21 protein-coding genes are annotated in these 25,451 nt (G+C 46.0%); 2 read left to right on the top strand and 19 right to left on the bottom strand.

The features are described from left to right. Positions 1-61: 61 nt before the first annotated feature. The 17 genes from FHW89_RS00295 to FHW89_RS00215 all read right to left on the bottom strand — a co-directional run bounded on the left by FHW89_RS00295 (position 62) and on the right by FHW89_RS00215 (position 20,393). Positions 62-1,279, bottom strand: coding sequence for a DUF2264 domain-containing protein (locus FHW89_RS00295; protein WP_172333021.1), 1,218 nt, complete (start codon positions 1,277-1,279; stop codon positions 62-64). Positions 1,280-1,289: 10 nt separating this feature from the next. Beyond that, positions 1,290-2,657 (bottom strand): sulfatase, encoded by a 1,368-nt coding sequence (locus tag FHW89_RS00290; protein ID WP_172333020.1) that lies wholly within the window; start codon positions 2,655-2,657, stop codon positions 1,290-1,292. Between the two features lie 223 nt (positions 2,658-2,880). Next, positions 2,881-4,458, bottom strand: coding sequence for an arylsulfatase (locus FHW89_RS00285; RefSeq protein WP_253952121.1), 1,578 nt, complete (start codon positions 4,456-4,458; stop codon positions 2,881-2,883). Positions 4,459-4,586: 128 nt separating this feature from the next. After that, the gene (locus FHW89_RS00280; RefSeq protein ID WP_172333019.1) at positions 4,587-5,324 is read right to left on the bottom strand and encodes a thioredoxin domain-containing protein; all 738 of its coding nucleotides are present in this window, start codon (positions 5,322-5,324) and stop codon (positions 4,587-4,589) included. Between the two features lie 171 nt (positions 5,325-5,495). Beyond that, positions 5,496-7,370, bottom strand: a complete 1,875-nt coding sequence (locus tag FHW89_RS00275) for an arylsulfatase (protein ID WP_172333018.1) — start codon at positions 7,368-7,370, stop codon at positions 5,496-5,498. 77 nt (positions 7,371-7,447) lie between these two features. Beyond that, positions 7,448-9,328 carry an arylsulfatase gene (locus tag FHW89_RS00270; RefSeq protein ID WP_172333017.1) on the bottom strand — a complete coding sequence of 627 codons (1,881 nt, stop codon included), beginning with the start codon at positions 9,326-9,328 and terminating at the stop codon, positions 7,448-7,450. Between the two features lie 26 nt (positions 9,329-9,354). Continuing rightward, entirely contained in the window at positions 9,355-9,765 is a 411-nt protein-coding gene (locus tag FHW89_RS00265) for a rhodanese-like domain-containing protein (RefSeq protein WP_172333016.1), read from the bottom strand. 357 nt (positions 9,766-10,122) lie between these two features. Then, positions 10,123-10,599: a hypothetical protein gene (locus tag FHW89_RS00260; RefSeq protein ID WP_172333015.1), complete on the bottom strand. Its 477-nt coding sequence runs from the start codon at positions 10,597-10,599 to the stop codon at positions 10,123-10,125. A 114-nt stretch (positions 10,600-10,713) separates the two neighbouring features. Beyond that, positions 10,714-12,270, bottom strand: coding sequence for a RagB/SusD family nutrient uptake outer membrane protein (locus tag FHW89_RS00255; RefSeq protein WP_172333014.1), 1,557 nt, complete (start codon positions 12,268-12,270; stop codon positions 10,714-10,716). Positions 12,271-12,280: 10 nt separating this feature from the next. Then, entirely contained in the window at positions 12,281-15,367 is a 3,087-nt protein-coding gene (locus FHW89_RS00250) for a TonB-dependent receptor (RefSeq protein ID WP_172333013.1), read from the bottom strand. Next, the gene (locus tag FHW89_RS00245) at positions 15,364-15,537 is read right to left on the bottom strand and encodes a hypothetical protein (protein WP_172333012.1); all 174 of its coding nucleotides are present in this window, start codon (positions 15,535-15,537) and stop codon (positions 15,364-15,366) included. The genes FHW89_RS00250 and FHW89_RS00245 overlap by 4 nt, the downstream gene beginning before the upstream one ends. 268 nt (positions 15,538-15,805) lie before the next feature. Then, positions 15,806-16,957 (bottom strand): formylglycine-generating enzyme family protein, encoded by a 1,152-nt coding sequence (locus tag FHW89_RS00240; protein WP_172333011.1) that lies wholly within the window; start codon positions 16,955-16,957, stop codon positions 15,806-15,808. A 113-nt stretch (positions 16,958-17,070) separates the two neighbouring features. Beyond that, on the bottom strand, positions 17,071-18,036 hold the full coding sequence (locus FHW89_RS00235; RefSeq protein WP_172333010.1) for a sterol desaturase family protein: 966 nt from the start codon (positions 18,034-18,036) through the stop codon (positions 17,071-17,073). Positions 18,037-18,047: 11 nt separating this feature from the next. Beyond that, entirely contained in the window at positions 18,048-18,236 is a 189-nt protein-coding gene (locus FHW89_RS00230; protein ID WP_172333009.1) for a hypothetical protein, read from the bottom strand. Further along, a complete protein-coding gene (locus tag FHW89_RS00225) occupies positions 18,233-18,406 on the bottom strand; it encodes a hypothetical protein (RefSeq protein WP_172333008.1) in 174 nt (57 codons plus the stop codon). Before FHW89_RS00225 ends, FHW89_RS00230 begins: the two co-directional genes overlap by 4 nt. A 1,211-nt stretch (positions 18,407-19,617) precedes the next feature. Beyond that, a complete protein-coding gene (locus FHW89_RS00220; protein ID WP_172333007.1) occupies positions 19,618-19,947 on the bottom strand; it encodes a hypothetical protein in 330 nt (109 codons plus the stop codon). An 8-nt stretch (positions 19,948-19,955) separates the two neighbouring features. Further along, the gene (locus FHW89_RS00215; RefSeq protein WP_172333006.1) at positions 19,956-20,393 is read right to left on the bottom strand and encodes a hypothetical protein; all 438 of its coding nucleotides are present in this window, start codon (positions 20,391-20,393) and stop codon (positions 19,956-19,958) included. Positions 20,394-20,447: 54 nt separating this feature from the next. Between FHW89_RS00215 and FHW89_RS00210 the strand changes: the two genes are divergently transcribed. Both FHW89_RS00210 and FHW89_RS00205 read left to right on the top strand, forming a co-directional pair. Next, positions 20,448-21,050 (top strand): trans-aconitate 2-methyltransferase, encoded by a 603-nt coding sequence (locus tag FHW89_RS00210; RefSeq protein ID WP_172333005.1) that lies wholly within the window; start codon positions 20,448-20,450, stop codon positions 21,048-21,050. A gap of 272 nt (positions 21,051-21,322) precedes the next feature. Further along, positions 21,323-22,096 carry an HAD-IIA family hydrolase gene (locus FHW89_RS00205; RefSeq protein WP_172333004.1) on the top strand — a complete coding sequence of 258 codons (774 nt, stop codon included), beginning with the start codon at positions 21,323-21,325 and terminating at the stop codon, positions 22,094-22,096. A 280-nt stretch (positions 22,097-22,376) separates the two neighbouring features. On the opposite strand, the gene FHW89_RS00200 is transcribed toward FHW89_RS00205, so the two are convergent. Both FHW89_RS00200 and FHW89_RS00195 read right to left on the bottom strand, forming a co-directional pair. Beyond that, positions 22,377-23,912 carry a DUF5689 domain-containing protein gene (locus FHW89_RS00200; protein ID WP_172333003.1) on the bottom strand — a complete coding sequence of 512 codons (1,536 nt, stop codon included), beginning with the start codon at positions 23,910-23,912 and terminating at the stop codon, positions 22,377-22,379. A gap of 39 nt (positions 23,913-23,951) precedes the next feature. After that, positions 23,952-25,442 carry a SusD/RagB family nutrient-binding outer membrane lipoprotein gene (locus tag FHW89_RS00195; protein ID WP_172333002.1) on the bottom strand — a complete coding sequence of 497 codons (1,491 nt, stop codon included), beginning with the start codon at positions 25,440-25,442 and terminating at the stop codon, positions 23,952-23,954. Positions 25,443-25,451: the final 9 nt, after the last annotated feature.

Genomic DNA, 25,451 nt, shown 5'->3' with positions numbered 1-25,451 from the left:
CTATTCAGCTAGTCCAGACATGACAAACAAAATAGTCCAGAATGGTAAATTAGCTATGGAATCAATCAATAGCATGATCGGTTTCGATATCCTCCCCTTTCCACACTTTTTTGGCGGTCCAATCCTCATCGGCTTTTTGCCAAAACTCATCAGATGGCGGTAAACCCAGTACCAGAAAAGCTTCGGAACAAAGGTAAAGGCTTCCCGTCGATATGTACCCTTCGCCAATATCGGGCTGATGTCCGTACAAACCAACCCGCAGCCAGCCCTTATCATCAAAAGTCCCGGGGGCCTCCAGTTGCCGTTTGATCAGCGTATACAAAGCCGCCCTTACCTGCTGCGGTTTCACAGCATCAGGTAAAGCGTGCATTAAAGCCATTTTTGACAACAATTGAAAAGCGCCAAAACGATAAGCCAACGAGCGGCCAATGGGTGGATAGGTACCTTCGGGAGATATCAATCGTTCCTGAATTGCCGCATACCTTCGGGCACGTTTCAACGCGGTATCGTAAGTTGTTTTTTGGTCAACGCCGGCGTCCTGAAGTGTTTGCAGAACCTCCAGCAGCATGGGCTGTATTACAAAACTGTTGTAATAATCCCAATGAAAATCGGCACCATCGCCATACAGGCCATCACCCTTGTACCACAATTGATGCTGTTTGATAGCGTAATCCATCCGCATCCTGTCTCCATAATTATCAAATTTCAGTAAAGCGGCTTCAATGGTAGCGCTAAACAGCAGCCAATTATTATAACCCGGCGTAATAACCCGCGACGATTTAAACGCGGTAATAATATTGGCTTTGGTTGCGGCATCCAGCGGATCCCACAATTGATGCGGCGCACGCAGTAAAGCCTGGGCCAAAAAGGCGGCATCAACCACGGGTTGAGCACCTTTGTTAAAGTTCATAAAATCGGCACTGTTGGGGTCGGTAGCGTTATGAAGAGCCAAACGCGCCAGGGTGATATACTTTTTGCGTAGTATGCCTTCCGGGGTTTGCGCGGGGCCTAATTCCAACCAAGGCGCCATGCCCGCCAGTAAGCGACCGAATGCTTCCAGATAGGTATAATTTTTACGATCACCGGTTTTGGCTTCCACCGGCATTTTCTGTTTGAGCTCATTTTTACTCAGGGTGATCAATACCGGATCGGCTATTTTCACCAGTGATTTAATCAGGTATTCCCGTTCCTTTTGACCAACATCATTATTGGCTGGCGATTGCGCCATTACCGTGCCTGATAAAGGCAAGAATAATATTAAACAGAAGAGTTTACGCATTTACAGGCAATTAATTTTCAGTTTTACCGGGGAACTTATCGAACAAAGCTTTCAGTTCCTTTGCTTTTTCGGGATATTCCTGGATAACATTGGTTCGTTCGCTCGGATCATATGACAAGTTAAACAATTCTATCTTGGATTCCTGTGCTTGACTTGATATTCCCGTATTGGTATTGGCCGATTTTACCTCCCGGTATTTCCAATCGCCCTGGCGTACCGCTTCGCAAATACCGTTGTTTACATAATAGATCTCCCGGTGTTTAGGATGGCGACCGCCTTTGCCCAACAATACATCCGAGATAGATTGACCATCGAGCACCCTCCCTTTTGGCAAAGGCGCATTTACCCATTGTGCCAGCGTTGGCAATACATCCAGATTGCTCACCATGCTGGTAATGGATGCGCCAACCGGAGTATGCCCTTTCCAGTAAACGATAAAAGGTTCGCGTACGCCGCCCTCATAACTTTGCCCCTTGCTGCCACGAAAAACGCCTGCCGTACCGGCATCCCAGGGTTTGGTGGCCCCATCGCCCGACATACGCGACGGAAACTCGATCCAGGGTCCGTTATCGCTCGAAAACATAAATATGGTATTATCGGCAAGGCCCTGTTTCTCCAACTGCGCCCAAACCTCGCCCAGGCTGGCATCAAGCTGCTCCACCACATCACCCAGATGACCGCCATCTGAGCGGCCTTTATTTTTTTGCGATGAAGCAAAGGCTACCGGCAAATGCGGTACATTATGCGCCAGGTACAGGAAAAACGGTTTGCCTTTCTTTTGTTCTTTGATGTACCGGATAGCCTCATTCTTATAAAGATCGATGAGGGAGGAATCTGCCGGTTTGATCACCTCCGGTTGATGTCCCCTGAATATTTTAAGCGTGGTATCGGTTTTAACATAAGGATACTTATAATCATGGCTGTACAACATACCGTAATAGGAGTCGAAACCTTGTGCCATGGGATGGTTATAGGGTTTATGATCGCCCAGGTGCCATTTACCAATCATGGCGGTTTTATAACCCACAGCCTTCAACATTTCGGCAATGGTCACTTCCTGATCAGGCAAACCTAATTCCGACCCCGGAGGTATGGGGTAAGGGAGGTTCATCCGCGAAGCATAACGACCTGTTAACAACGATGCCCTTGACGGCGTACAGCTTGGACTGGATACCACATAGTTGGTTTCACGAACACCTTTTTGGGCCATTTTATCCAGGAACGGCGTTTTGATAACCGGGCTTCCATAACAGCTCAGATCGGAATAACCCATATCATCGGCCAGTACAAAAATGATATTTGGCCGTTGCTGCGCTTTGGCTCCAAATGAAACCAATAACAGGATCAATAGCGTTAGTCTATTAAAATATTTTTTCATTAAAAATTTATACTGGTTTAATGTTTATCAAAGTAACCGGTTACACCTTATGTTTGCAAACTGATAACCGTTATTATTTTGTTACAAAAGAGAATCTCAAATAAAATCACACAACTTGTCATTTCGAACGAGGTACGAGGAGAAATCTTGTACTATTGACTTATCGCTTATATAAGATCTCTCCTCGTACCTCGTTCGAGATGACAGGGTTGATAGTTTATTTCTACAATGATTGGATCTTATTCCAGTCAACCACCCCTACTTTTCGCGCCCATTGCAGGTATTCTGCTTCCATGGCTTTTACTTTATCGGGATATTTGGCGGCAAGATTGTTTGTTTCGGAGCGATCGGCATCCAGGTCGTATAGTTCCCAAGGCTGGTTAATTTCGGCAACCAGTTTCCAGTTCCCTTTTCTGATGGCGCGGCTACCTTCGTGTTCCCAGAAAATAGCGTTGTGGCCATTCCAGGGTTTGTTGAGCAGTACGTTTTTCAGGCTGGATCCTTCCAGCGGTGTTAACTGCCTGTTTTTAAATTCCTGCGGATAGGTAACGCCCGCCAGATCAAGACAGGTAGGCATCAAATCGATAAAATGTGCGGGCTGCGTGTTGGTACTGCCAGGTTTGATAACACCCTGGAACCAGGCGATAAAGGGAGTGGCGATGCCGCCTTCGTGCGTATTTCTTTTAAACAGCCTGAACGGCGTATTACTCACATTGGCCCAGGGAATTTCATAACTATCAATAGAATTTACCGAACCGGGAGTACCGTTCTTTTGTATTACTGTCGATAAACTTTTCACCTCATCGGCGCTGCCGCCATTGTCTGATGCAAAGAGCACGATGGTGTTTTTATCTTTCCCCAGCTGTTTGAGCTTAGCCATGATCTCGCCCACACCGACGTCCATCCTATCGATCATGGCCGCATAGATAGCCATGCGGGTATCCCATTTTTCTTTCTCTTCGGGCGATAATGAATCCCAGTCGGGCACCCGGCTATCGCGATCAGATAGCTTCCAATATTTTTTGATGATACCGCTGGCCACCAGTTTTCCGTAGCGCTGTTTGCGCAGCTTGTCCCAACCCTTCAGGTATTTGCCTTTGTAACGGGCAATATCTTCAGGCAGCGCCTGGATGGGCCAATGCGGGGCGTTGTAGGCTACATATAAAAAGAACGGCGACTTATCCTCTTTAATTTGCTCTAATGACTGTTTAGCGAAATCGGTAATAGCCTGGGTGAGGTATTTGGAGGTATCATTCCTCGTAATCTCCTTATCGTTTAGCATAAAGGTGATCTTGCTGCCATCGTTATACAACGGGGCCGAATTAAAATAACTGCTGCCATTATTCAACATAGTGAATGATCTGTCAAACCCTCGGTTAAAAGCTAATGCTGATGGCTGCAATCCTACGTGCCATTTGCCCGATACAATGGTATTATAGCCCGCTTGGTTCTTTAATAACTCGGCAATGGTAGCGCAATGATCATTCAGATAACCCTGGTAAGCTGGCGAACCTTTATATTTCACCATGTCGCCCACACCGGCCTGATGCGGGTATAAACCGGTTAATAAGGCTGTTCGCGATGGGCAGCACCTGCCGGCATTATAAAACTGGGTCATTTTTAAACCCTCGCGGGCCAGTCTGTCAATATTGGGCGTATGAATCTCCGAGCCAAAACAGCCCAGATCGGCAAAGCCCATGTCATCGGCTAAAATGACGACGATGTTGGGTTTGGAGGGTTGCTTTTGTGCGAAGGTAATGCCCGGGAGCAGGCATAAAATAAGGAATAGTAAACGTTTCAATGGTGGTGGTTATTTGTTTACACTAAATGTCATTTCGAACGAAGAGAGAAATCTTATACACCGGGATATAATAGCGTAAAAGATTTCTCCTCGTTCCTCGTTCGAAATGACAGAAGGAAGGGTGATGACTATTTGGTTTTCGCGATGCTTGAGGTGGTCTGTGCCACCGCTGCTTCAACCTGGGCAACTGATGAAAAACCTTGTTTTTTCCAGACTTCTTTTTTATTTTGGTATAGTACCAGGGTTGGCAGCACATTTACTTTCAGTTCTTTAGCTAGGGCGGTATTATCATACACCTCGATGCTGATGATCTTCGGGGTAAAACCTGTTTTGGCTTTCAGCGAATCCAGTACAGGCACCAGTTTTTTGCAGGCGCCGCAGTATCTCGAACCAAAATCAACCAGTACTAATGGTGATGAACCGGTAAGCTCGGTAAATTGTGCTTTGGTTAAAGAAACGCCTTTTTTGGTAGTCGAAATAATGGGATAACCAGAACCGATCCAATTGGCTAATCCACCCGGCAGCTCTTCTACATCTTTAAACCCTTTGGCGCGCAATTCGTTGGATAAAACCTTGCTGCGGCCATTGGCAATGGAGTAAACAAAGGTTGGCTTGTCTTTGGAAAGCGCATCCAGGCGCTGCTGATAGTCGGCGGCTTTGGCATCTACATTAACAGCGCCTTTGATGTGGTTCTGCACAAATTCCTCAGCCGAGCGAGCATCCAGCACCTGTGCATCTTTAGATTGCTTTAGTTTGGCGGCAAAGGCCTCCAGTGATAACAGGGGTTTATCGGTTTGGGCCTGCGCATTAGCAATCCCCGTGGCGGTTACGATTACCGCCAGCAAAAAACTCTTTAATTTTTTCATATTTTTAGTTTAGTATCTATTTAGTATCAAGTAATTAGTATCATGTATCAAGACAGAAATTTATAAAGGCGAATAGCCAGCCTTACGAAGTTTTTAAAACTTCGTAAGGCTTTAAGCGAGCGACAAAACTCAAACTGACCACTCACCATTCACTACTGCCCACTCAGCACCTTATTGGTTATTTTCCAGATGATGGATCCTTTTATTGTTGATGTCATCGCGATCTATAAACGGGTAGATATTGTTCTTTTTGGCTTCGGCATCAAACAGATCTTTTAACTCTTTGAGCTTTTCGGGATATTTTTTGGCCAGGTCAATGCGCTCATTAAAATCATCATTCAGGTTGTATAGTTTCCAAACGTCCTTATCATAGTTGCGCTCAGGCGGTGTTTTACCTTGCGGGAAATTGAGCAGATCGATATTGTCCGGGCGGTGCGCAGCTTCGGCTTTCCAGCCATCTTTATAAATGGATCGGGAAGTGAAGATGTAATAGTATTGTTTGGTATGTAGTGTTGGAGCCTGCGCGTTATTAAAGGAGCTGAACAATGATTTACCCTGCAGTGTATCCTGCTTAATACCTTTAATGTACTCCGGTAGTTTTAAACCCGCGGCCTCAATGGTTGTTGGGAATATATCCGAAACGTGGCCATACTGTGTACGAATGCTGCCTTTCTCTTTGATCAATTTTGGATAATAAACAATCAGTGGATTATGTGTACCACCTTCGGCATCGGCATCAGATTTCCAGTATTTGAATGGTGTATTGGCAGCCTGCGCCCAACCCAGCGGATAATTGGTTGAAGCCTGTGGTGTGCCAATGGATTCGTAATCACTTTCATTTTTTTGGATATAATCGGCCTCAGGTGTAGTGAGCGCTGAGTTTTTAGGATTGATCACTCCGTGGAAAGTGCCCTCCTTACTGGCGCCATTATCCCCTATCATCACAAACACAAGGGTGTTATCAAACTGACCAGATGCCTTGAGGTAGCTAATCACCCGACCAACCTGGTGATCGATGTAGGTAAGATACCCGGCATAAACTTCCATAAAACGGGCGTACAGTTTCTGCTGATCGGGCGGCAGGCTTTTCCAGGCCTGGATGCGCTCGTTACGCTCGGGCAGCTTGGCATAAGCAGGGATATAACCTGCCTTCTTCTGGTTTTCAAAAACCTTTTGGCGATATACGTCCCAGCCCTCGTCAAATTTACCTTTGTACAGGTCGCTCCACTCCTTGGTTACCTGGTGAGGCGCGTGTGTAGCGCCTGGGGCATAATACAAAAAGAAAGGCTTGTCTGGCGCGGCTTTGTGGGCGGCATCAATATAGGCAATCGCTTTATCAGTGATCACCTCGTTCAGGTTACGGCCATCGGGTTTGATGTGGAAATTATCCTCCACCAAATGCGGCGGATTATACTGGTCAGTAGCCGATTCCAGAAAACCGATGTGGTGATCAAAACCCTTACCGGTTGGCCAACGATCAAACGGTCCAACAGCTGTGGTATCCTCATCGGGTGTTATGCCCCACTTGCCAACTGCAAACGTGCTGTAACCGTTTTCACGCAGGTTTTCGGCAATGGTACCTTTGTCAGCCGGGATACGGCCATCGTAACCTGGAAAACCTGCCGCGGTTGAGGCATGCGAAAAATTACCTACATGCACGTAATGATGGTTACGCCCGGTTAATAATGACGACCTTGTAGGCGCACAAATACCTGCTGTATGGAAATTGGTATAACGCAAGCCGTTATTGGCCAGCGTATCAAAATTTGGCGTATTGATCAATCCGCCAAATGTGGCCGAAGCACCAAAGCCAACATCGTCCAGCAATATCCAGACAATATTGGGTGCGCCTTTAGGAGCCTTAAGTGGTTTAGGCCACCATTCTTTTGATTCGGCCAGGGTTTTGCCTATAACTCCTTTATAGGTTGCGGGGGTTGATGGCGGTATATTGGCCGGAGCTACGGGTCCGTATTGCGCCGCGGCCGGCAACGCAAAACCCAGGGCAATTACCATCGCCACGAGCGTTTTTTTGTGTGTTTGTTTCATATGGATAGGTTTTATATTGATTTATGTTAATAACCTCACCTAAATCCTCTCCCAAAAGGGGAGATTTAGAGGGGGTTCTATTTCTTATAATTCTGATGTATCCTCCTATGATAAACATCGTACCAATCGATAAACGGATACAGGTTATTTTTTTGAGCCTGCTCCTCGAATACCGCTTTCAGCTCTTTTAACTTTTCGGGGTATTTTTTGGCCAGATCAATACGCTCGTTAAAGTCATCATTCAGGTTATATAGCTCCCAAACATCATCATCAAAGCTGATATCGGGAACATTTTTGCCAACGGTAAAGTCGTTCAGCTCCACATAATCCGGGTGGTGTGCCGCCTCGGCTTTCCAGCCATCGCTGTAAATGGAGCGCGAGCCAAATATGTAGTAATGCTGTATCTTATGTTTGTTGGCCGCCTCGGGATGATCAAATGAATAAACCAGCGATGTACCTTGCAGCGTATCCTGCTTAATACCCCTGATATACTCTGGCAATTTAATGCCGGTGTACTCTAATGTAGTTGGCAATACGTCGATCACATGGCCGTACTGTGTGCGGATGGTTCCTTTATCCTTAATACCTTTTGGATAGTAAACGATAAGCGGGTTACGGGTACCACCTTCAGAGTTGGCATCCTGTTTCCAGTATTTGAATGGCGTATTGGCCGCTTGTGCCCATCCCAGCGGATAATTGGTAGAAGCCTGCGGCGTGCCGATATCATCAATATCCTCGATATTGGTTTTGAGGTAGGGAGCCTCGGCAAGCACCCTGGAAGAGTTCTTTTTGGGGTTGATCTCGCCGTGCAGTGTGCCTTCCTTACTGGCTCCGTTATCACCAATGATCACAAATACCAGGGTATTATCCAGCTGACCGCTTTGTTTCAGGTAATCCAACAAACGACCAACCTCGTGATCGGTATAGGTTAAATAACCGGCATACACTTCCATAAAACGGGCGTATAGTTTTTGCTCGGCCGGCGGAAGCGATTTCCAGGAAGGGATACGGGTATTGCGTTCGGGCAATTTAGCGTAAGCAGGTATAATGCCCAGTTTTTTCTGCCTTGCGATCACTTTTTCGCGAAAATCATCCCATCCAGAATCAAACTGACCTTTGTACAGATCGCTCCACTCCTTGGCTACCTGGTGCGGCGAATGGGTTGCTCCCGGCGCGTAATACAGGAAGAAAGGTTTATCAGGCGCTACTTTATGCTGACGGGTAAGATAAAAGATAGCCTTATCGGTGATCTGCTCGTTCAGGTGGCGGCCATCGGGTGTTACGTGTGCGTTATCTTCTACCAGGTCAGGTTTGTACTGATCTGTTGCCGAACCCAGGAATCCGAAGAAATGATCAAAACCTTTGCCCGTTGGCCAGCGGTCAAAAGGGCCGGCATCGGTAGCGTCTTCATCAGGTGTTAAACCGTATTTGCCCACGGCAAAGGTGTTGTAACCGTTCTCTCTTAATATTTCAGCAACCGTTCCTTTATCAGATGGTATGCGGCCATCATAACCGGGGAACCCGGCTGATAAAACCACATGCGAAAATCCGCCCTCGTGCACATAATGGTGATTACGCCCGGTAAGCAGAGCTGAACGTGTAGGCGCGCAGATACCTGCCGTATGGAAATTGGTATAACGCAAACCATTGTTGGCCAGCGTATCAAAATTGGGTGTTTTGATGATGCCGCCAAAGGTGCTTGTAGCGCCAAAGCCTACGTCATCCAGCAATATCCACAACACATTTGGCGCACCGGCAGGCGCTTTATGAGGCTCGGGCCACCACTCCTTTGAATCATTAAGCGTTTTCCCTACAGTGCCGCCAAATGGCTGGGTATTTTGAGCCTTTACACTTTGCAAACCGAGTATGCTGATAAGCACGGCAACAGGCCATATTTTACCGCCACCCGGTTTAAAATACCGGGGTGGCTTTGGGGTGAGTACTTTTAAATGTATCATGATATGATTTTATTTTTAGATGTTAATTATTGTACCGGGAAACCGGCTTTAGTTAAACTGTCAAGCGCCCCGATGTTATAGCTCAAATGATAGCCCAGTGTTTGCAGGGAATCGGCTGCCCGGCCGCTCCGATTCCCCGAATGACAATAAAGATAGATGGATTTGTTTTTATCCAATTTCCTGATCTGGTCGGCAAAATCGGCCGATTTGATATTGATATTTGCAGCGTATTGCAGATGTTTCTGATTGTATTCCTCGGGAGTACGCACATCTATCAGGTAGGCTTTGTCTTGTGCCACGTCATCGAGCAGTTTTCTTTCTACCGAGGGTGTTACCGCAATCTTATCCGACTTTTTTTGCACATATGCTAACTGTTGCGCCCGTAAAGCGGTATTTGCCGAAAACAGCAATAAGCTGATGATGATTAACTTTTTCATATATATTTTTTCATGTGATCAATTAAAAAGGATGTCATGCTGAGCTCCGTCGAAGCATGGTGGGCAAGCCTCTGCGCACGCCCCTTCGACAAGCTCAGGGTGACAGGCCCCTTGTTTAGGGTAATAAGACATCTGGTTCCAGAATCGACTCACCCGGTCTACGCTTCGCTGGACCACCCTCTCTTCGCCTCCGGCGGAAAGAGGGTAGAAAAAAAGCTTACCGCAACCCTCTTTCCAGCGAAGCTGAAGAGAGGGTCGACAAGCGTAGCGATGTCGGGGTGAGTCGACATCGCGTTTAAGGCTTGCTCCATGTCTTGTCATAGGCTGTTCCTCTTTTGATATTCTATTTTTTCAATACTACTCCGCATAACTTGATCTGAACTTGATACCCCATTTACCATTTTCTTTGGTAAGGATATATAATGACTCGAAATGACCTATCAGGCTGCCATCAGCCCGATACCTTGAAAACTCTGTATCCACATGCACCTTATCTGCCGAAGCCTGAATAATGTTGCGGTGATCCCATTGGCTATGATCCCAGCCGGTCTTTTTCAGCTCGCCAAACACTTTGGCCGAGTCACGAAGACCTGCTTTTTCCAGTACCGACATTTTGCCGCTGGCCAACCGGTAATGCGGGAATTGATAGGTACGTTCCCAGCCGGCCAGGTCTTTAGCATTAAAAGTGGTCATGTACTCATCAAGCACCTGCAACACAGCCACGCTTACCCTGGGGTCAACCTCGTGCGAACCCTGACCCGTTGCCGGCGACTGTGCGAAGACCGTGGTTAATCCGCTGATGAACATTACAAAAACGACAATTATTTTTTTCATAGCATTGATATTTAATCGTTTAACTATTCAGAGCCTCACCCTGCCCTCTCCAAAGGAGAGGGTTCTGAAATCCTGTTTTAAAGCCCTCACCTTTGGAGAGGGTTGGGCGAGACTTTACTGCCAGCCCGGGTTTTGTGTAAGCTTACCGTTACTATTATCAATTTCCTGCTGTGGTATTGGGAACAGGTAAAATTTGCCTGCTACCCCTTTAGTCACATTAGTTTTGCCCACTTTAAGCAGGCTGGCTTCCAGTATACCATTGCCGTTGGCGTCACGCTCACGAATCAGGTCGAACCAGCGCTGGTACTCGAACACAAATTCAAGGCGTCGCTCCAGGTAAACCGCATCACGGAATTGCGCCTGTGTCAAACCCGAAAGGTCATCCAGTCCGGCGCGTTTGCGCACCCGGTTAACAGAGGTATATGCTTTGGTAGTTGGCCCGTTTAGTTCATTTTCTGCCTCGGCATGGATCAGCAATACTTCCGAAAAGCGGATAATCGGCACGTTAGCACCCGACTCCGCCTCGTTGGCCACCACATTGGGATCGTAATATTTATTAAAGAATGGTGTGGAATCGCCGGGGATGGTATTGTCATTCAACTTACCATACCAAAGGTTAGTGCTGGGGCTCTGGAAACGGGTCACAAAGCTTATGCGCTTTCTTTTATCATTGGCAGAGTACAATTTATAAATGCTGAAGAATTTATCTACCCCACCTGGTTTGGTAGCATCAGGCACAGAATAAAACACCACCTGGTCGGCGTAGCTGCTTACCATACCGGGTATGGCGTTCAGGATAGCCCGCGGCGCCTGGTTATTGCCTTGTCCCTGCGAGTTGGCTTTGAATTGAGCCGAAAATATATGCTCTTTACCATTTTTGGAAGCCGGCAAAAACACATCTGCATAATTGGTGAACAAATCATAACCATACGGGCCATTGATCACCACTTCGGCCTGCGTTACGGCTTTGGCCCATTGGCGCTCAGTTAAATAAACTTTGGCCAGCAGTGCATTAGCGGCTCCGGCGGTTGCCCTGCCCAGATCGGCTCCGGTGTAGGCGTTTGGCAGATCGGTGGCTGCCGCCGTCAGATCGGTTTCTATTTGCTTGTAAACTGTAGCGACAGCCGTTCTGGGCACCTGCAGATCAGACAGATTAATAGAAGTTTGATCATGCAGCACCAGCGGTACATCGCCATATAAACGCACCAGGTTAAAGTAATACAGGGCACGTAAAAACTTAGCTTCAGCCACCAGTCGTTTGTTCAGGGTAGCGTCAAACTGAATATGCGGGATAGTATCAATAGCGATATTGGCTTTCTTGATAGCCGCGTAATGCTGCTGCCAGATCTGCAGGATGCGCAAACCCGATGATGCATGCCCCAGCACAGCCTGTGAACGCACATCGGCATTGGTAGCCCCCGGACCAGGTCCTTCGTCATCGGCCATAAAGTTCATGCCTGTATTAAACAGGGTATTGTATGGTGTTTGTATGGAGTTGGAGCCCGCGTTTAACAACGAGTACGCGGCAGTAACCGCGGCCACCGCGTCGGCCTGTGTTTTATAGAACTGGTTTGCCGGAATGAATGATCGCGGATCTTCATTCAGCTTGGCGCAGGATGTGGCGCCAAAGGCAAGCAGTATGATGAGATATTTAATGTTATGAAGTTTCATATTGATCATATTATAAGGTGATACCTAACCCGGCAATAATGGATTTGCTGTTGGGGTAAGCCCCGTTATCGACACCAGAGGTAATAGCCGATTGCTCGTTACTGCTCACCTCCGGATCGTACCCGGTGTATTTAGTCCAGGTGGCCAGGTTTTGCGCGGTAAGGAATATCCTGATCTTTTTGATAGGCGATTTGGACACTACTGATGTTGGGATGGTGTAACCCAGACTCAGGCTTTTTAAGCGCAGGTATGAGCCGTTTTCGATAAATCGGTCAGAAATGGTTGGCGCCGGATCCTGGAACGCGCTGTGCACGTCGGTATTGGTGTTAGTGGATGTCCAACGGTTCAATAAGGCAGTAGTGGCATTGGTATAGCCCGTGCCCAGTTCCAGTACGTTGCGCTGCTGGTTGTATATCTTGTTACCATATGACCCCTGCAGGAAGATGCTCAGGTCGATACCTTTATAAGAGAAGGTGTTGGTTAAGCCACCGGTAAATTTAGGCTGCGCGTTACCCAGGATCACCCTGTCGGCTGATTGCGTGATCTTGCCATCGCCATTAACATCCACATAAGCCTGCCCACCCGGTGAGGTATTGGCCGCCGGGGTTAATGCCGGGCCACCCGCCTTGATCAGTCCGTTGGTTTTGTACCCGATGAATGAACCGATAGGCTCCCCTACTTTTAAAATAGATGGCAGCGACGAATCCGGGATGAATTGATTTACCCCATTACCACCCAAACTCAGCACTTTATTGCGGTTCACCGCGAATACCAGGCTGGTGTTCCATACAAATGAACCGGTAAGGTTATGCGAGTTGACACTCAACTCAAAGCCTTTATTTTGCACCGAACCCACGTTTTCATACTGCTGCGGATTGGTGATAGCGGTATTGGTAATAATGGTAAGTCCGCTGGTAGCCGGCAGCGGCAGGTATAACAGCAGGTTGGTTGTCTTTTTGTAATAGATATCGGCGGTAACGGTGATCCTGTCTTTCAGCAGGCCCAGGTCGAAGCCAAAATCATATTGGCTTGTTTTTTCCCAGGTAAGGTTGGGATTGGCCAAACTGTTGGGCGCAAAACCAGCTACGGTGGTGTTACCAAAGTTGTAGCGGTAATAACCCAGTTGTGAGAATGACTGGTATGCCGGGATATCACTGTTACCGGTTTGCCCGGCACTCAACCTGAATTTAAGCTGACTGATCTGCTCCACATTTTTCAGGAAATTTTCGCTGGAAGCATTCCAGGCGATGGCGGCCGACGGGAACGATGCCCATTGATGCCCCGGTGCAAATTTGGAAGAACCATCGGCACGTAAGGTTAATGTTAACAGGTATTTGCTGTCAAAACCATAGTTAACACGGGCCAGGTATGATTTTAAAGCCCAGATATTGGATGATGATGATGGCGCAATAGCAAAACCACCGGCCGAAATGGAGGTGATACTCCCCGAACCCAGGTTGTTGTACGCGTCATAATCGCTCACGAAACCCGATGAACCGGTAATGGCACCTTCGGCTTTAAATTTCTGCTGAGTGAAACCTGCTAATACGGTTAGATTATGACGATCCAGCTTTTTGGTATAGGTCAGCGTGTTTTCGTTAAGCCAGTTAAAGGAATTCAGCGTACCTACTTCGCCGATGCCTGAGTAGCCTGAACCTTCGTACACCGTGGAGGGCAGGTAGCGGTTCTGTTTGTTGTCGATCAGGTCGATACCGGCTAAAACACGCGCAGTAAGGTCGGTAGTGATCTTGTAATCACCCGCGATATTACCTAAAACCCTGCTGGTAGTAGTTGTATTGAGTTGATTATACAGCGTATTGATGGGATTGCCATAAGTACCCTCAAATATGTTTTTCATAAAGAAAGATCCATCCGCATTGTATACCGGCGTGGTGGGCGTCATCAGCAATATGGCCGGGACAACTCCTGCCGGCGCTACCTGCGCGCTGATACGGCTGCCGGTGATATAGGATGATATTTTAAACCTGTCGTTATAATCATGCTCCACATTCACACGACCGGCAAAACGCTCAAAATTGGTATTTTGCAGTATACCGTCCTGCTTCATGTAATTGCCCGAGAACGCCAGGCGGGTACGGTCTGTCCCCGAAAGGATAGACAGGTTATGGTTTTGCGTATTCCCTTCCCGGAAGGCAGCCTTTTGCCAGTCGGTATTCACATTAAAAGGATTGAGTTGGGCGGCAGTTTGTGGTGATTTGTTTGAATTAACCAGGGCGTCGTTACGCAAGCCCCCCCATTGATCGGAGTTAAGTAATGGGATAGTCTTGATCACGCTTTGCCAGCCGTAGCTGCCATCGTAATTGATGGACGATACACCCGATTTACCTTTTTTGGTGGTGATGATGATCACACCATTAGCACCACGTGTTCCGTATATGGCTGTCGCCGAGGCATCTTTCAGCACCTCGATGTTTTCAATATCAGAAGTACTCAATGAAGCCAAAGGATTGATCTTAGGGCCATTGGTTACACCGGCATCGGTAAGGGAATTACTGTTTGAGGTTGGGAAACCGTCAATAATATACAGTGGTTCAGCCACCGCGTTAATGGAGTTCACACCGCGGATCTGTACCGTTACCCCTGCTCCGGGTTGCCCGGTGGCCTGGGTTACCTGTATGCCCGAGATGGTACCCTGCAGGGCCCTATCCAACGAAGGAATGGGCTGTTTGAGCGCCAGTTGTGGTACTGATGCCACCGAACCGGTGATGTCCTTACGTTTTTGAGAGCCGTAGCCCACCACAACTACCTGGTTCAGCAGGCTTTGCGCGTCTTTCATCCGGATCTCTACGGGACTGCCATCGGCAATAAACGACTGTGTTTCGTAACCTATAAAGGTTATAATAAGTTTGTATGGAAACTTCTGACCGGTAACAAAACTAAATTTCCCCTGAACATCTGTCGAAACAACGTGTGTTGTCCCCTCTATACGTACTACCGCGCCGGGCAATGGCTCTTTGGTGGAACCATCAATTACCCTGCCTACCAGTTTTGAATTGATGATAGGCTGTGTTTCCTGGGCAAAAACAATAATGGGGAGCAGTAAAGCTAATGCTGAAATAAATAAGAGTTTTTTCATATCGCCTGGTAGTTTAAGTTGGTGAATAAACCAGACGATAAAGCGGCTTTTGATATAAGCCCGCCACCGGCGTACCGGTAGTAAATACCTGCGGCTATGGCCGTGACCAGGTGAACAAGCCGGGGTTGGGGCAATAGAAAGCCCTGCCCAACTTTTGCAATATTTTGCATAAATTTGAATAGTTTAAAATGACACCATTGAAGCAGGCTCAACGCCAATCGATCCCTGTTTCGTTGTTTTAATTCTGGAGGGAAAAGCGATTGCTTTTCCCTTATTTATGTTATGTTATTATTTTTTCATATGCCTTTGTTCTTTAATGTTTATCAATTCCCTCTTGAGAGGGCAGGGTGTCATGCTGAGCTCCGTCGAAGCATGGTGGGCAGGCCTCTGCGCTCTACCCTTCGACGGAGCTCAGGGCGACACCCTCACTTTTTATTACTAATTTTTCACGCACCTGAAACCCAGGTGCTCCATCCCACTGTCTTCGGTGGTTTTCATCCTCCGGGCTACCCTGAAACCCGAGCAATAGCTATCGTTACATAAAAACGAACCACCTCTTACTACCCTTTTTATTGCGTAAGGCTCATCTGGATCGTATGATTTTGATGGACCTTCGGGATTTTTCACCCCCTCGGGTTTGTTGATGGTATTGTAATACCGGTAGTCATACAGATCGGCGCACCATTCCCAAACATTGCCGGCCATATCGTACAAACCATAGCCGTTGGCGGCAAATGAACTTACCGGCGCTGTATAATAGAACTTGTCGCGCTGGGTATTCCGGTATGGAAAATCGCCCTCCCAAATATTGGCCTTGGGCTTACCATCGGTCACTTTCTCGTTTCCCCATGGATATATGTTATCATTCAACCCACCCCTGGCGGCGTGTTCCCATTCCGCTTCTGTCGGCAAGCGTTTGCCAGCCCACTTGCTATAGGCTACGGCATCATAGTATGACACCTGTGTTACCGGGTAATTGCCTTTGCCCTTGATATCGCTGCCCGGGCCATGCGGATGTTTCCAGCTGGCGCCTTTTTTCCAGGTCCACCACTGGCTGTAATCACTTAGTGATACGGGTTGTTTCGAGGGCACAAATACCAACGATGCAGCCACCAGCAAACTATCCGCCGGTTTTTCGGTACCGGGGGGCAATTGTTTTTTAAGCACGTTCCAATCCGGTTTTTGTTCGGCCGTGGTTATGTAGCCGGTAGCTTTTACAAATTGTTCAAATTGCGCGTTGGTTACTTCCGTCCTATCCATCCAAAAGCCATCCACAGTAACTTTATGTTTTGGATATTCGTCCTTTTCGGCCTGGCTGTTGTCCGCCCCCATCCTGAAAGTACCTGCCGGTATCCAAACCATCCCACTGTGACTGGTATCGGGCCCGTTCATCACAGCCGCCCCCGCTAAAGGGGTTGGTTTAAACCGGCTGGGAATGTTCGATTCGCAGCATATCGCCTTCTTTTTATTCGACGCTGCGCTGTCGGTTGTAACAACAGCTTTAGCCTTGTCTTTTTGCTTACAGGCCGAAAACAAAATCGAACCAGCAATCACAACTATCAGTACCTGGGAAATTCTTTTAAGATTCATATTTATTATAGAGTCGAGATATAAGAATCAAGAGTCAAGACAAAACAAAAATCACTTGATCGCCAGGAAATTTTTCCTATTCTTGATTCTTGACTCCTATATCTTGATTCTCTTTAAGCTTTTACCGGCTGTAAGTTATATGTTTCTTCAGAAATTTCCTGCTCCACGTTCTCTCGTTTTTCGGGACGATATAACTGATGTTCCTGTAAGGGCACATCTTCCCTAACCATTTGGCCATCGGCTGCCAACTCGCTTCCGGCTACTTTTGATTTAAAAATAGGCCATAACAGCTGCGCATACCATTGATCGCCTTCATAGTGCGATATACCATAAGCTTTTGGATACTGACGCGAAATATGCGCCGTACCAAATATCACATCCCATAAAAAAAACATATTGCCAAAGTTGCCTTTGTAATAGCCCACGCCATCATCGGTAGTAGCGGCATGGTGCGCATGGTGCGTTGCCGGCGTAGATATGGTACGCTCCAACACCCAGGCCAGCGGGTGCAGCACTTTGTACTGATAAAAAGGCTTATCCCATGGAATACTGGAATGTGCCAGCGTGGTAATAGTACCCTTGATGCCTTTTACTACGATAGCCGGAATGCCCAGGCCCAGATAAACCAGCGCGGTAGTTAAATAAGTTTGCGAAAAAAACAAGGTATAGATCACATTTTGCCTGCTGGCCATAGCCATCCCCATGTACGATGCCGAGTGGTGCGTACGGTGAAAACGCCACAACCATGGCACTTCATGATGTAGCCGGTGGTACCAGTATTGGGTCAGGTCGTCGGCAACGGCTATAATGATGAAACCCCAGAAAAAGGGAACCCAGTCAAAAGCGTTTTTGAAACCAGGTAGCAGAAACGGCAAAACTTTCAATCCGTAATAAGCTACTACCGGTTTAACAATCAGTTTGGGGATGGTAAAGCAGGCAATATCTACCCAGCGTTCGTTCTTGTTCCAGCGTTTTTTATACAGGCCAAACGAAAACTCCAACACCCCGAGTACCAGCACCAGAACGGAAAAACCGTATCCGTTCAGGTTATCAATTACTTTTTTTATCAGTTCAATCATGGTATTTATGTTTAAGGATTTTCAGATTTAGTTTTTTCGGCAGGCTGGGCTGTTTTTTGCACCTGTTTTTTCTTTTCCCATGGGCGCTGCCCGGTAAAGTAAAAAGTAACAAACATGAGCACTAAAGGCAATGCGTACAGTGCCAGGCTCAGCAGGGCATTTTTAATAATGCGTGTCTTTTTGGCTTCTTCCAGTTTCATGATGCGGTTGATTTAGTTTGTGTTGTGGATGCCGGGACAGATTTATGATTATCAGACAGCAGCTTTTGCGTAAGCCATAATCCGCCAAAAATGATCACAAAGGGAATCAGGGTGATGATCACCCCTACCAGTATCTTTTTTCCCAGCAAGGAAACGTCGTTAAGGGTCATAATAGTAGTATTTTTTATATATGGTTATTTAAAAAGCAGGTAAAAAGGGCAAAGCCAATCATGCACAGATGGTCATGCCGTATATAAAATGGTATAAGAATAATTTGTAGAAATCAGATCATTACCGGCAGGCAACAATCGCAGAGAAAGACAGATCCTCTAACGCCTGGATCAACAGCAACAACAAAAACGACGGAAAATAGCAGTTTGCATTTGATAAGCAGCAAAGCCGGAATTGGTGGTTGGGTCGGGTTGCATTTTCTGGAGCTTTTAAAACAGTTTTACGTTGTATTTTTTTATCTCTCCGGCAAATGTATATAATTGTTTTTTAAATAACTACTAATTCTATAGAATTTATGTATAAACTATACATTTTTATGAATTTCGTAGTGTTTTTACAAAAAACATGGCAAAAATCATGTTCTAAAGTGTTTAAAACCCATGAAAATTAAGTATTTGTAAATGGATTTATGAGGGGTTTTAATTATTGAATTAGTGATTTAGTGAATTATTGATTTCTTTTCCCGTTCAGCAGATAAGCTTTGGGAGAAAATCTGAACCATGATTAATGGATTTAAAGATTAGCTTGATCTATTGTCATACCATCTTACAAGTTTGTCATCCTGAGGAACGAAGGATCTTCTTCAATATACACGAAGTACAATAGATACTTCACTCCGTTCAGCATGACAAAAATGCGGGTATTTTTAATTATTGAATTAGTGATTGAAGCCCTTCCCCGTCAGCAGATAAGCTTCGGGCGAAAGCGGGTAGAACGATGGTGGGCGGTGCAGCTGCGGGGCATAGCAAGTTTTTGCTGAAGCGTGGGGAAATGTACGAACGAAGTTGGGCAAAATAATTGCAGCCCTGGTTCTGCCCTATTTGCCGGGTAAAGGCTATGTGCGGCAAAGAAGCATTTCTGCTGAAGCCTTTTTGGTTACTTTTGTGGCGACATACGGCGAAGCCTTCTTGAGTACCAAAAAAAACAAACCACAACGAAAAACGTGACTGGCCCTCCCGCGGCCAAGAGCGGATATACGCCATACATTTACGCTCTGTACAATATGCGATTGCCACACTGCGCTCGTAAAATGACGCGTGGAAATAATGCGGTCTACGATAGGCATTATTCGCTCTGTATAGTATGCGATTGCCACGCTGCGCTCGCAATGACATGTTTTTTGAAGAACTGCAATAGATTTGAGAATCTATCACGGTATCAATCCTACAACCGTATTAATAATCAAATTAAATACATCGCTTTTAAACTGGTCAACAGTAACTTCGGCAAGGCCGGCTTGCTTCAAGGCTATCATTTTTATTTCATCGGCCTGGCCCAGTACCAGGTCGCTGAAATCGTCTTTGCTGATGTCGCCATTGGCTAACTGTTTTGTCCAGGTCTTCAAGTCGTCTTTCAGATCGTTCAGGATCGCCTGCCCATCGGCTGTTGCCTGGGTGATAAATTCCTTTAAACTGTTGCTCGCCAGGTCGGCTATACCCTGCTTAAGCGTAGCCAATACGTTTTTAAAATTTATTGCCATAATTCAATTTATTGGGTTACCTGCGCAGGTTTTATCTTTTTACTTTCCAGTTCGGCTATCTGGTCAAAGGAGTTACTGATCTGTTTCTTTTTATCAACGATGTAAGTCGCGTTGCATTTGCCATCCTTTTTCCATTTTACCAGGAAACCGCCAAAAAGGTGCCCCTGGGGGTCGTTTAGGATAGTCCACATTTGTGTAGTGATCTCGTTATGCGGGCGGTGCTTATCGTATTCAATGGCCTTGTCAATATTCAGCTGAAGCGCTTTTACTTCGCTTTCATGACTTGTATAATTTTCGGTAGCTTTATCCATCAGATCAAGCGCATCCACTTTTAAGGAAGTAACCTGGGTATAAGCGGTTTGATCAAAGGTTGATATGGTTGAACTGCAGCCAAGAAACAGGCAAAGCGGCAATAAGAGCGTGAGGTAAAGGCGTGTGATCTTCATAGGTAATGTTTGAGTAAAAGTAAAAAGAGTTTTCGATATAATTAAGTAAAGTTCATGAGTATTTCGCCCGATTCTGCAGCTGTGTTTGGCTACCACCGGTATATGATTGCCCTGCATGACAACCGAGGCCCCGAGGCCCTGGGCTGGCGCGATACCGAAAGCCAGATTATCCGTTTTGATGTACTGGCTCATATGACCGATCTGAACGGCCATTCTGTACTGGATGCCGGGTGTGGCCATGGCGACCTCCGCTCCTACCTGCACGAATTGTATCCCGATATTGTTTATTATGGCATGGAACAGATCCCGGAGCTGTTTGACGAAGCTACGCGCAGATTTCAGGACTGGGAAGCCACCGCTTTTATCCGCGGCGATTTTATGACCGATGATATACCTGTTGCCGATTATGTAATGGCCAGCGGATCACTCAATTATTACAATGCCGACCCTGATTTTATTTTCAAGGCCATTACCCGTTTGTATGACCATTGCAGAAAAGGCCTTGCCTTTAACCTGCTGAAGCATATTATTCCCAACGGCTTGTTAGCGGCCTATAACCCAGATGTGATCATGACCCATTGCCGGCAACTAAGCCAACGCGTGGTACTAAAAAATGATTATAGTAATGAGGACTTTACGGTTTTTATGTACCGGTAATCATTAATACAGTAAAACTTTTTAAACTTTTAAAACCCGTTAAAATCAGGCGGAAATTTGTTAAAAGTATTAGAATCGATATTTTTCGAATGCTTTTAAATCATTTTCGGTGTTTTTTTGGCTCAAAAAATGTTAAAATTCAAGGTTTAAAAAGTTTTTGATCCAGGCCCCGCTCTTAGAATATGTTCTGCAATTTTTATTCGATCATTAAACATGTTAATATTACATTTGATTTTGTTGGATAAACCTAACAAGCCTATAATCTTAAAAAAATGAAACAAGGACTGCTTATTGATATGGATGGTGTAATATACAGCGGTGATGAGCTGATATATGGTGCCGATAAATTTATAAACCACCTGCTTGAAAAGGGCATCCCCTTTGCCTTTATGACCAACAACAGCCAGCGAACCAGTCTGGAAGTGGTTCGTAAGCTGAAGAGGCTGGGTATAACCGTTGAGGCTAAACATGTGTATACCAGTGCTATGGCTACGGGCAAATTCCTGGGCGATCAAAGTCCGAATGGTACTGCTTACGTACTTGGCGAAGGCGGTTTGCTCACCAGCCTGCATGAAAACGGCATAACCCTGGTTGATACCGACCCCGAATTTGTGGTTCTGGGCGAGGGTCGCAATTTTACCCTGGAAATGGTTCAGCGCGCGGTAGATATGATACTGGCGGGTGCCAAATTCATCACCACCAACCGTGATCCATCACCAAAAAAACCCGGCTGGAACAACCTGGGTATAGCGGCAACAACAGCTATGATAGAAGAAGCAACCGGCCGTAAGGCATTTGTAACCGGCAAGCCAAGCCCGGTAATGATGCGCTCGGCCCGTAAATTCCTGGGGCTCGAAACCGCCGAAACCACCGTAGTTGGCGATACCATGGAAACCGATATACAAGGCGGCGTGCAAATGGGTTATAAAACTATACTGGTGCTTTCCGGAATATCATCCAAAGACCAACTGAGCCACTACGCCTTTAAACCCGACCTGGTTGTGGGCTCGGTTGATAAGATCGAATTCCCGCTAAAATGGTGGTAATAAAAAGGTGATGTGTCATTGATGAATTGAAATTTAGCCGGTAATAAGTATACAAAAGTGGGTTTACACTTTTTTTAGGATAAAATATTTAATTTATTGATTATCAAATAGTTAAATCAATGTAAACCCTGAATTATGTAAACCATGTAAACCCACTTTTTGTCAGTTAAGTTAAGCCGGGCTATACATCAGTTCATGATGGAGTATCCGGATAGATCAAATAAAAAAAGAGGCTGATCATGATGATGATACAGCCTCTAACACAAATGAAGTAACTCCGCTATTTGAGCCTGGTAGCTTTGTCGCCTTCAATATCTGTAATCACCGAACTATTGGATAGTGGTAAATTGGTAGTGCTTCGGCTAAGCGTCCACCGGCCTATAGCCGGGTTATATTCCCCACCCAACTGGGCAAAACTACCCGATACCGGAAGCGTACATGCTGCGGTATTGGTTCCCTGCCTGTTAAACGGCTGATCTGCCTGGGTTACGGGATTCTTTACATCGTAAAAATCGTTGTTGGTAATGCGGTAGCCTACATTCGCGCTGGCATCATATAAATTACCACCAGTTCCGTAAAATATCACGTCAACAGGTTTACTGGCTGCCGTAATATTGGTACCGGTAAATACGGCAACACCCGCTGCGTTACCACTGTTAGCTAATAGATTACTGGTTTTGGTACCAAATGCCGATGATGGATCGCTATTAAAATTTGGGCTGTTGGCCGTTGAGTAATTGAACGCTCCTATCCAGTTGGATGAGCTTATATCAGTTGACGCTGAACCATCTATTTTTTTACCTGTTCCGCCAACATAAAAATAAGTACCCTTTGTTACTTTACCAGACTTGAGCTCAATTTTGTAAGTTCTCAGATCGCCCATGGCCCAGCCATTCACCGGGTAACCCGAAGGCGTTGATGCGCCTGCATTATTAGTAGTTACTACGGTAAAGTTCTCCGTCGAAAAATCAATATCGCGGGTAGCCAATAGCTGTATGTACTCATAATTGGCATCGGTACCCGCCGGATCGGTCAGGAAACCACTAATCACCATAGGGGCAATGTCGGTTGCCAGTATAAATGCGTCGTCAATGGTACGCATACGCAGCTGTGGAATTACTGTACTGATGCTGCTATCTGCACCAAATACAATAGCCGCGAAGTTGGCACTTAGTGGTAAGTTTTTACCAGCAAATGCAGCCGAAGCTTCTGTATGCAGGGTAACTTTACCATAACCATCGCTTATCACCTTATCTCCGGCATAAGTATCTGTTGATGTGGGCAATGGATCAAAACCGGCTTTAGATATAGTAACCAGGGTGCTTTCATAATTATCCAGACTTGCCCTCAGTGTATTGGTTGCCACCTTCTGGCTGGCTATTGTGTTGTTTGAAGAAACCTTTGTAACCGCAGCAGGCTGTATACCGGTTATCTGCAAAGTGCCGTTAACCCGCTTTAGTACCCCTCCGGTTATATCTATCAGCACCGAGTCGCCGGGTGCATAGCTGGAAGCCGCGGCGCCTAAAGGTATGGATATGCCTCTTAGCTTTGCCCTGCGGTTGTTTTGTACCACCAGTAAACCTGTGGGCATATTACCTCCTGCCGCATCCGAAATTACAATACCAGTCATTTGGTGCGCGCCGAACAGATTTTTGGTATCGAGGGTAACATCAGCCCCTTTATATATAGTTCTGATGTCGGCTACAGCTATAACCGAGGCCAGTACCCCGCCAGGGTAATTATTTGCCTTGGTACAGCCCTGCATTAGTATAGCTGAGCAAAGCAGCAACAAAGTGTAAAATAATATCTTTTTCATTTTCAATGGATATCGTGATAAATCATTCAGTTAAAACAATTAGGGCTTTTGCCACCAAACTTGCGTATTCAGTAAGTCTGGTCCCTGTGACGCCACTGCTGCTTTATAATTTGTTGGATTGGCCGATTGTACATAAACCGGATAAACGATACGGGCAGGCATTACACCACCATTTAGCAAACCCGCTCCCTTTGGCAATACCGGGTGACCAGTGCGGCGATATTCAAACCATTGCTCAAAATCGGTCCAGAACAGGGTGTAATACTTTTGAACATGTATCATCTCCATTTTATCGTCAAGTGATGCCGAATCGTTCCAGGTGATATCTGCGGTAGCTTCATAGGTTGCTACAGGTATGTTAAAAGTAGGTATCCAGAAAGTAATGGCATTAATAACGCCGCTATCATAATAGGTTTGCGCAGATTTGGATATCCAACCTTTGGCAGCGGCCTCGGCCAGTATAAACTGCAGCTCGGCATAATTCATGATATTACCCATTAAAGGTTCATTCATGAGCGTTTTGGCAGAGGTGGTAGAATAGAAATATGATTTCTTGATTGGCGCATTACCAGGTGCATAGCCACTGGGTACACCCACATATCCGCCACCATAAGTAGCGATTGCCCAGCTATTCTGAAATAAACGGGGATCAGACCATTTGGTTAAATTATCAATAAAGAATGAGCATAAAGACGGCGCTGTAAAGTCCTGCGCCCGAACCCCCGCAATAAACGGCGAAGTTAAGTAGCCTGAACCTGTCCACTTCAAAACAGCAGATTCGGCATTACTGGCCATGATGGGATAAGTGCCGGGGTTATTATCCACAATATCTTTAATTTTCGCAATACAGTCCGCAGCAACCTCGGCCTTACCCGAAATACGCAGCAATAAGCGCAGGTATAATGAATTGCCAAATTTACGCCACAGGGTGGTATTGCCGTTAAAAACCGGGTCACTTGAAGATGCCACATTTGCCGCACCATTTAATAGGGTATTGGCGTCTTCCAACTGTTTAAATATACCTAAGTATATATCCTTCTGTTTGTCAAATGCAGGCTGAAAATTCAGGTTACGGCCTTGGTTTGACTGTGAATAAGGCACATCCCCGAAAGTATCAGTAAGCATGGAATAGATCCAGGCCTGGCAGATGAGCGATATACCCTGGTAGCCTTTATTTAAGGTAACGGTTTGCCCGGCTATGTCATATATTGATTTAAAGTTGGTTAACTGCAAATACCAGTTGTTCCAGGTATAATCGCCCCAGGTATTTTTGATATCGTACCGGAAAACCTGGCCTTCAGAGTCACTTTGATTTACGGTGACCTGCATCAGTTCGTTATTATAAGTACGGCTGCGTAGCATATTGGTAGTTAACACATTTACCAATGCAGGGGCCAGTAATTGCTTAGGCGTAGTTGTTGGCGATGCATTCGGGTCGGTATTGATGGATTCAAAATCCTTTTTACATGATGGCTGAACCGCTGCAAAAAGCACCACCGCACAAATAACTTTATAAATATTCTTTTTCATTGTTCTGCT

Origin of the sequence: Mucilaginibacter sp. SG564 (genome assembly GCF_013149275.1) — a bacterium.
In the GTDB taxonomy this organism is placed as follows: domain Bacteria; phylum Bacteroidota; class Bacteroidia; order Sphingobacteriales; family Sphingobacteriaceae; genus Mucilaginibacter.
This window is presented reverse-complemented; position numbering and strand designations above follow the sequence as displayed.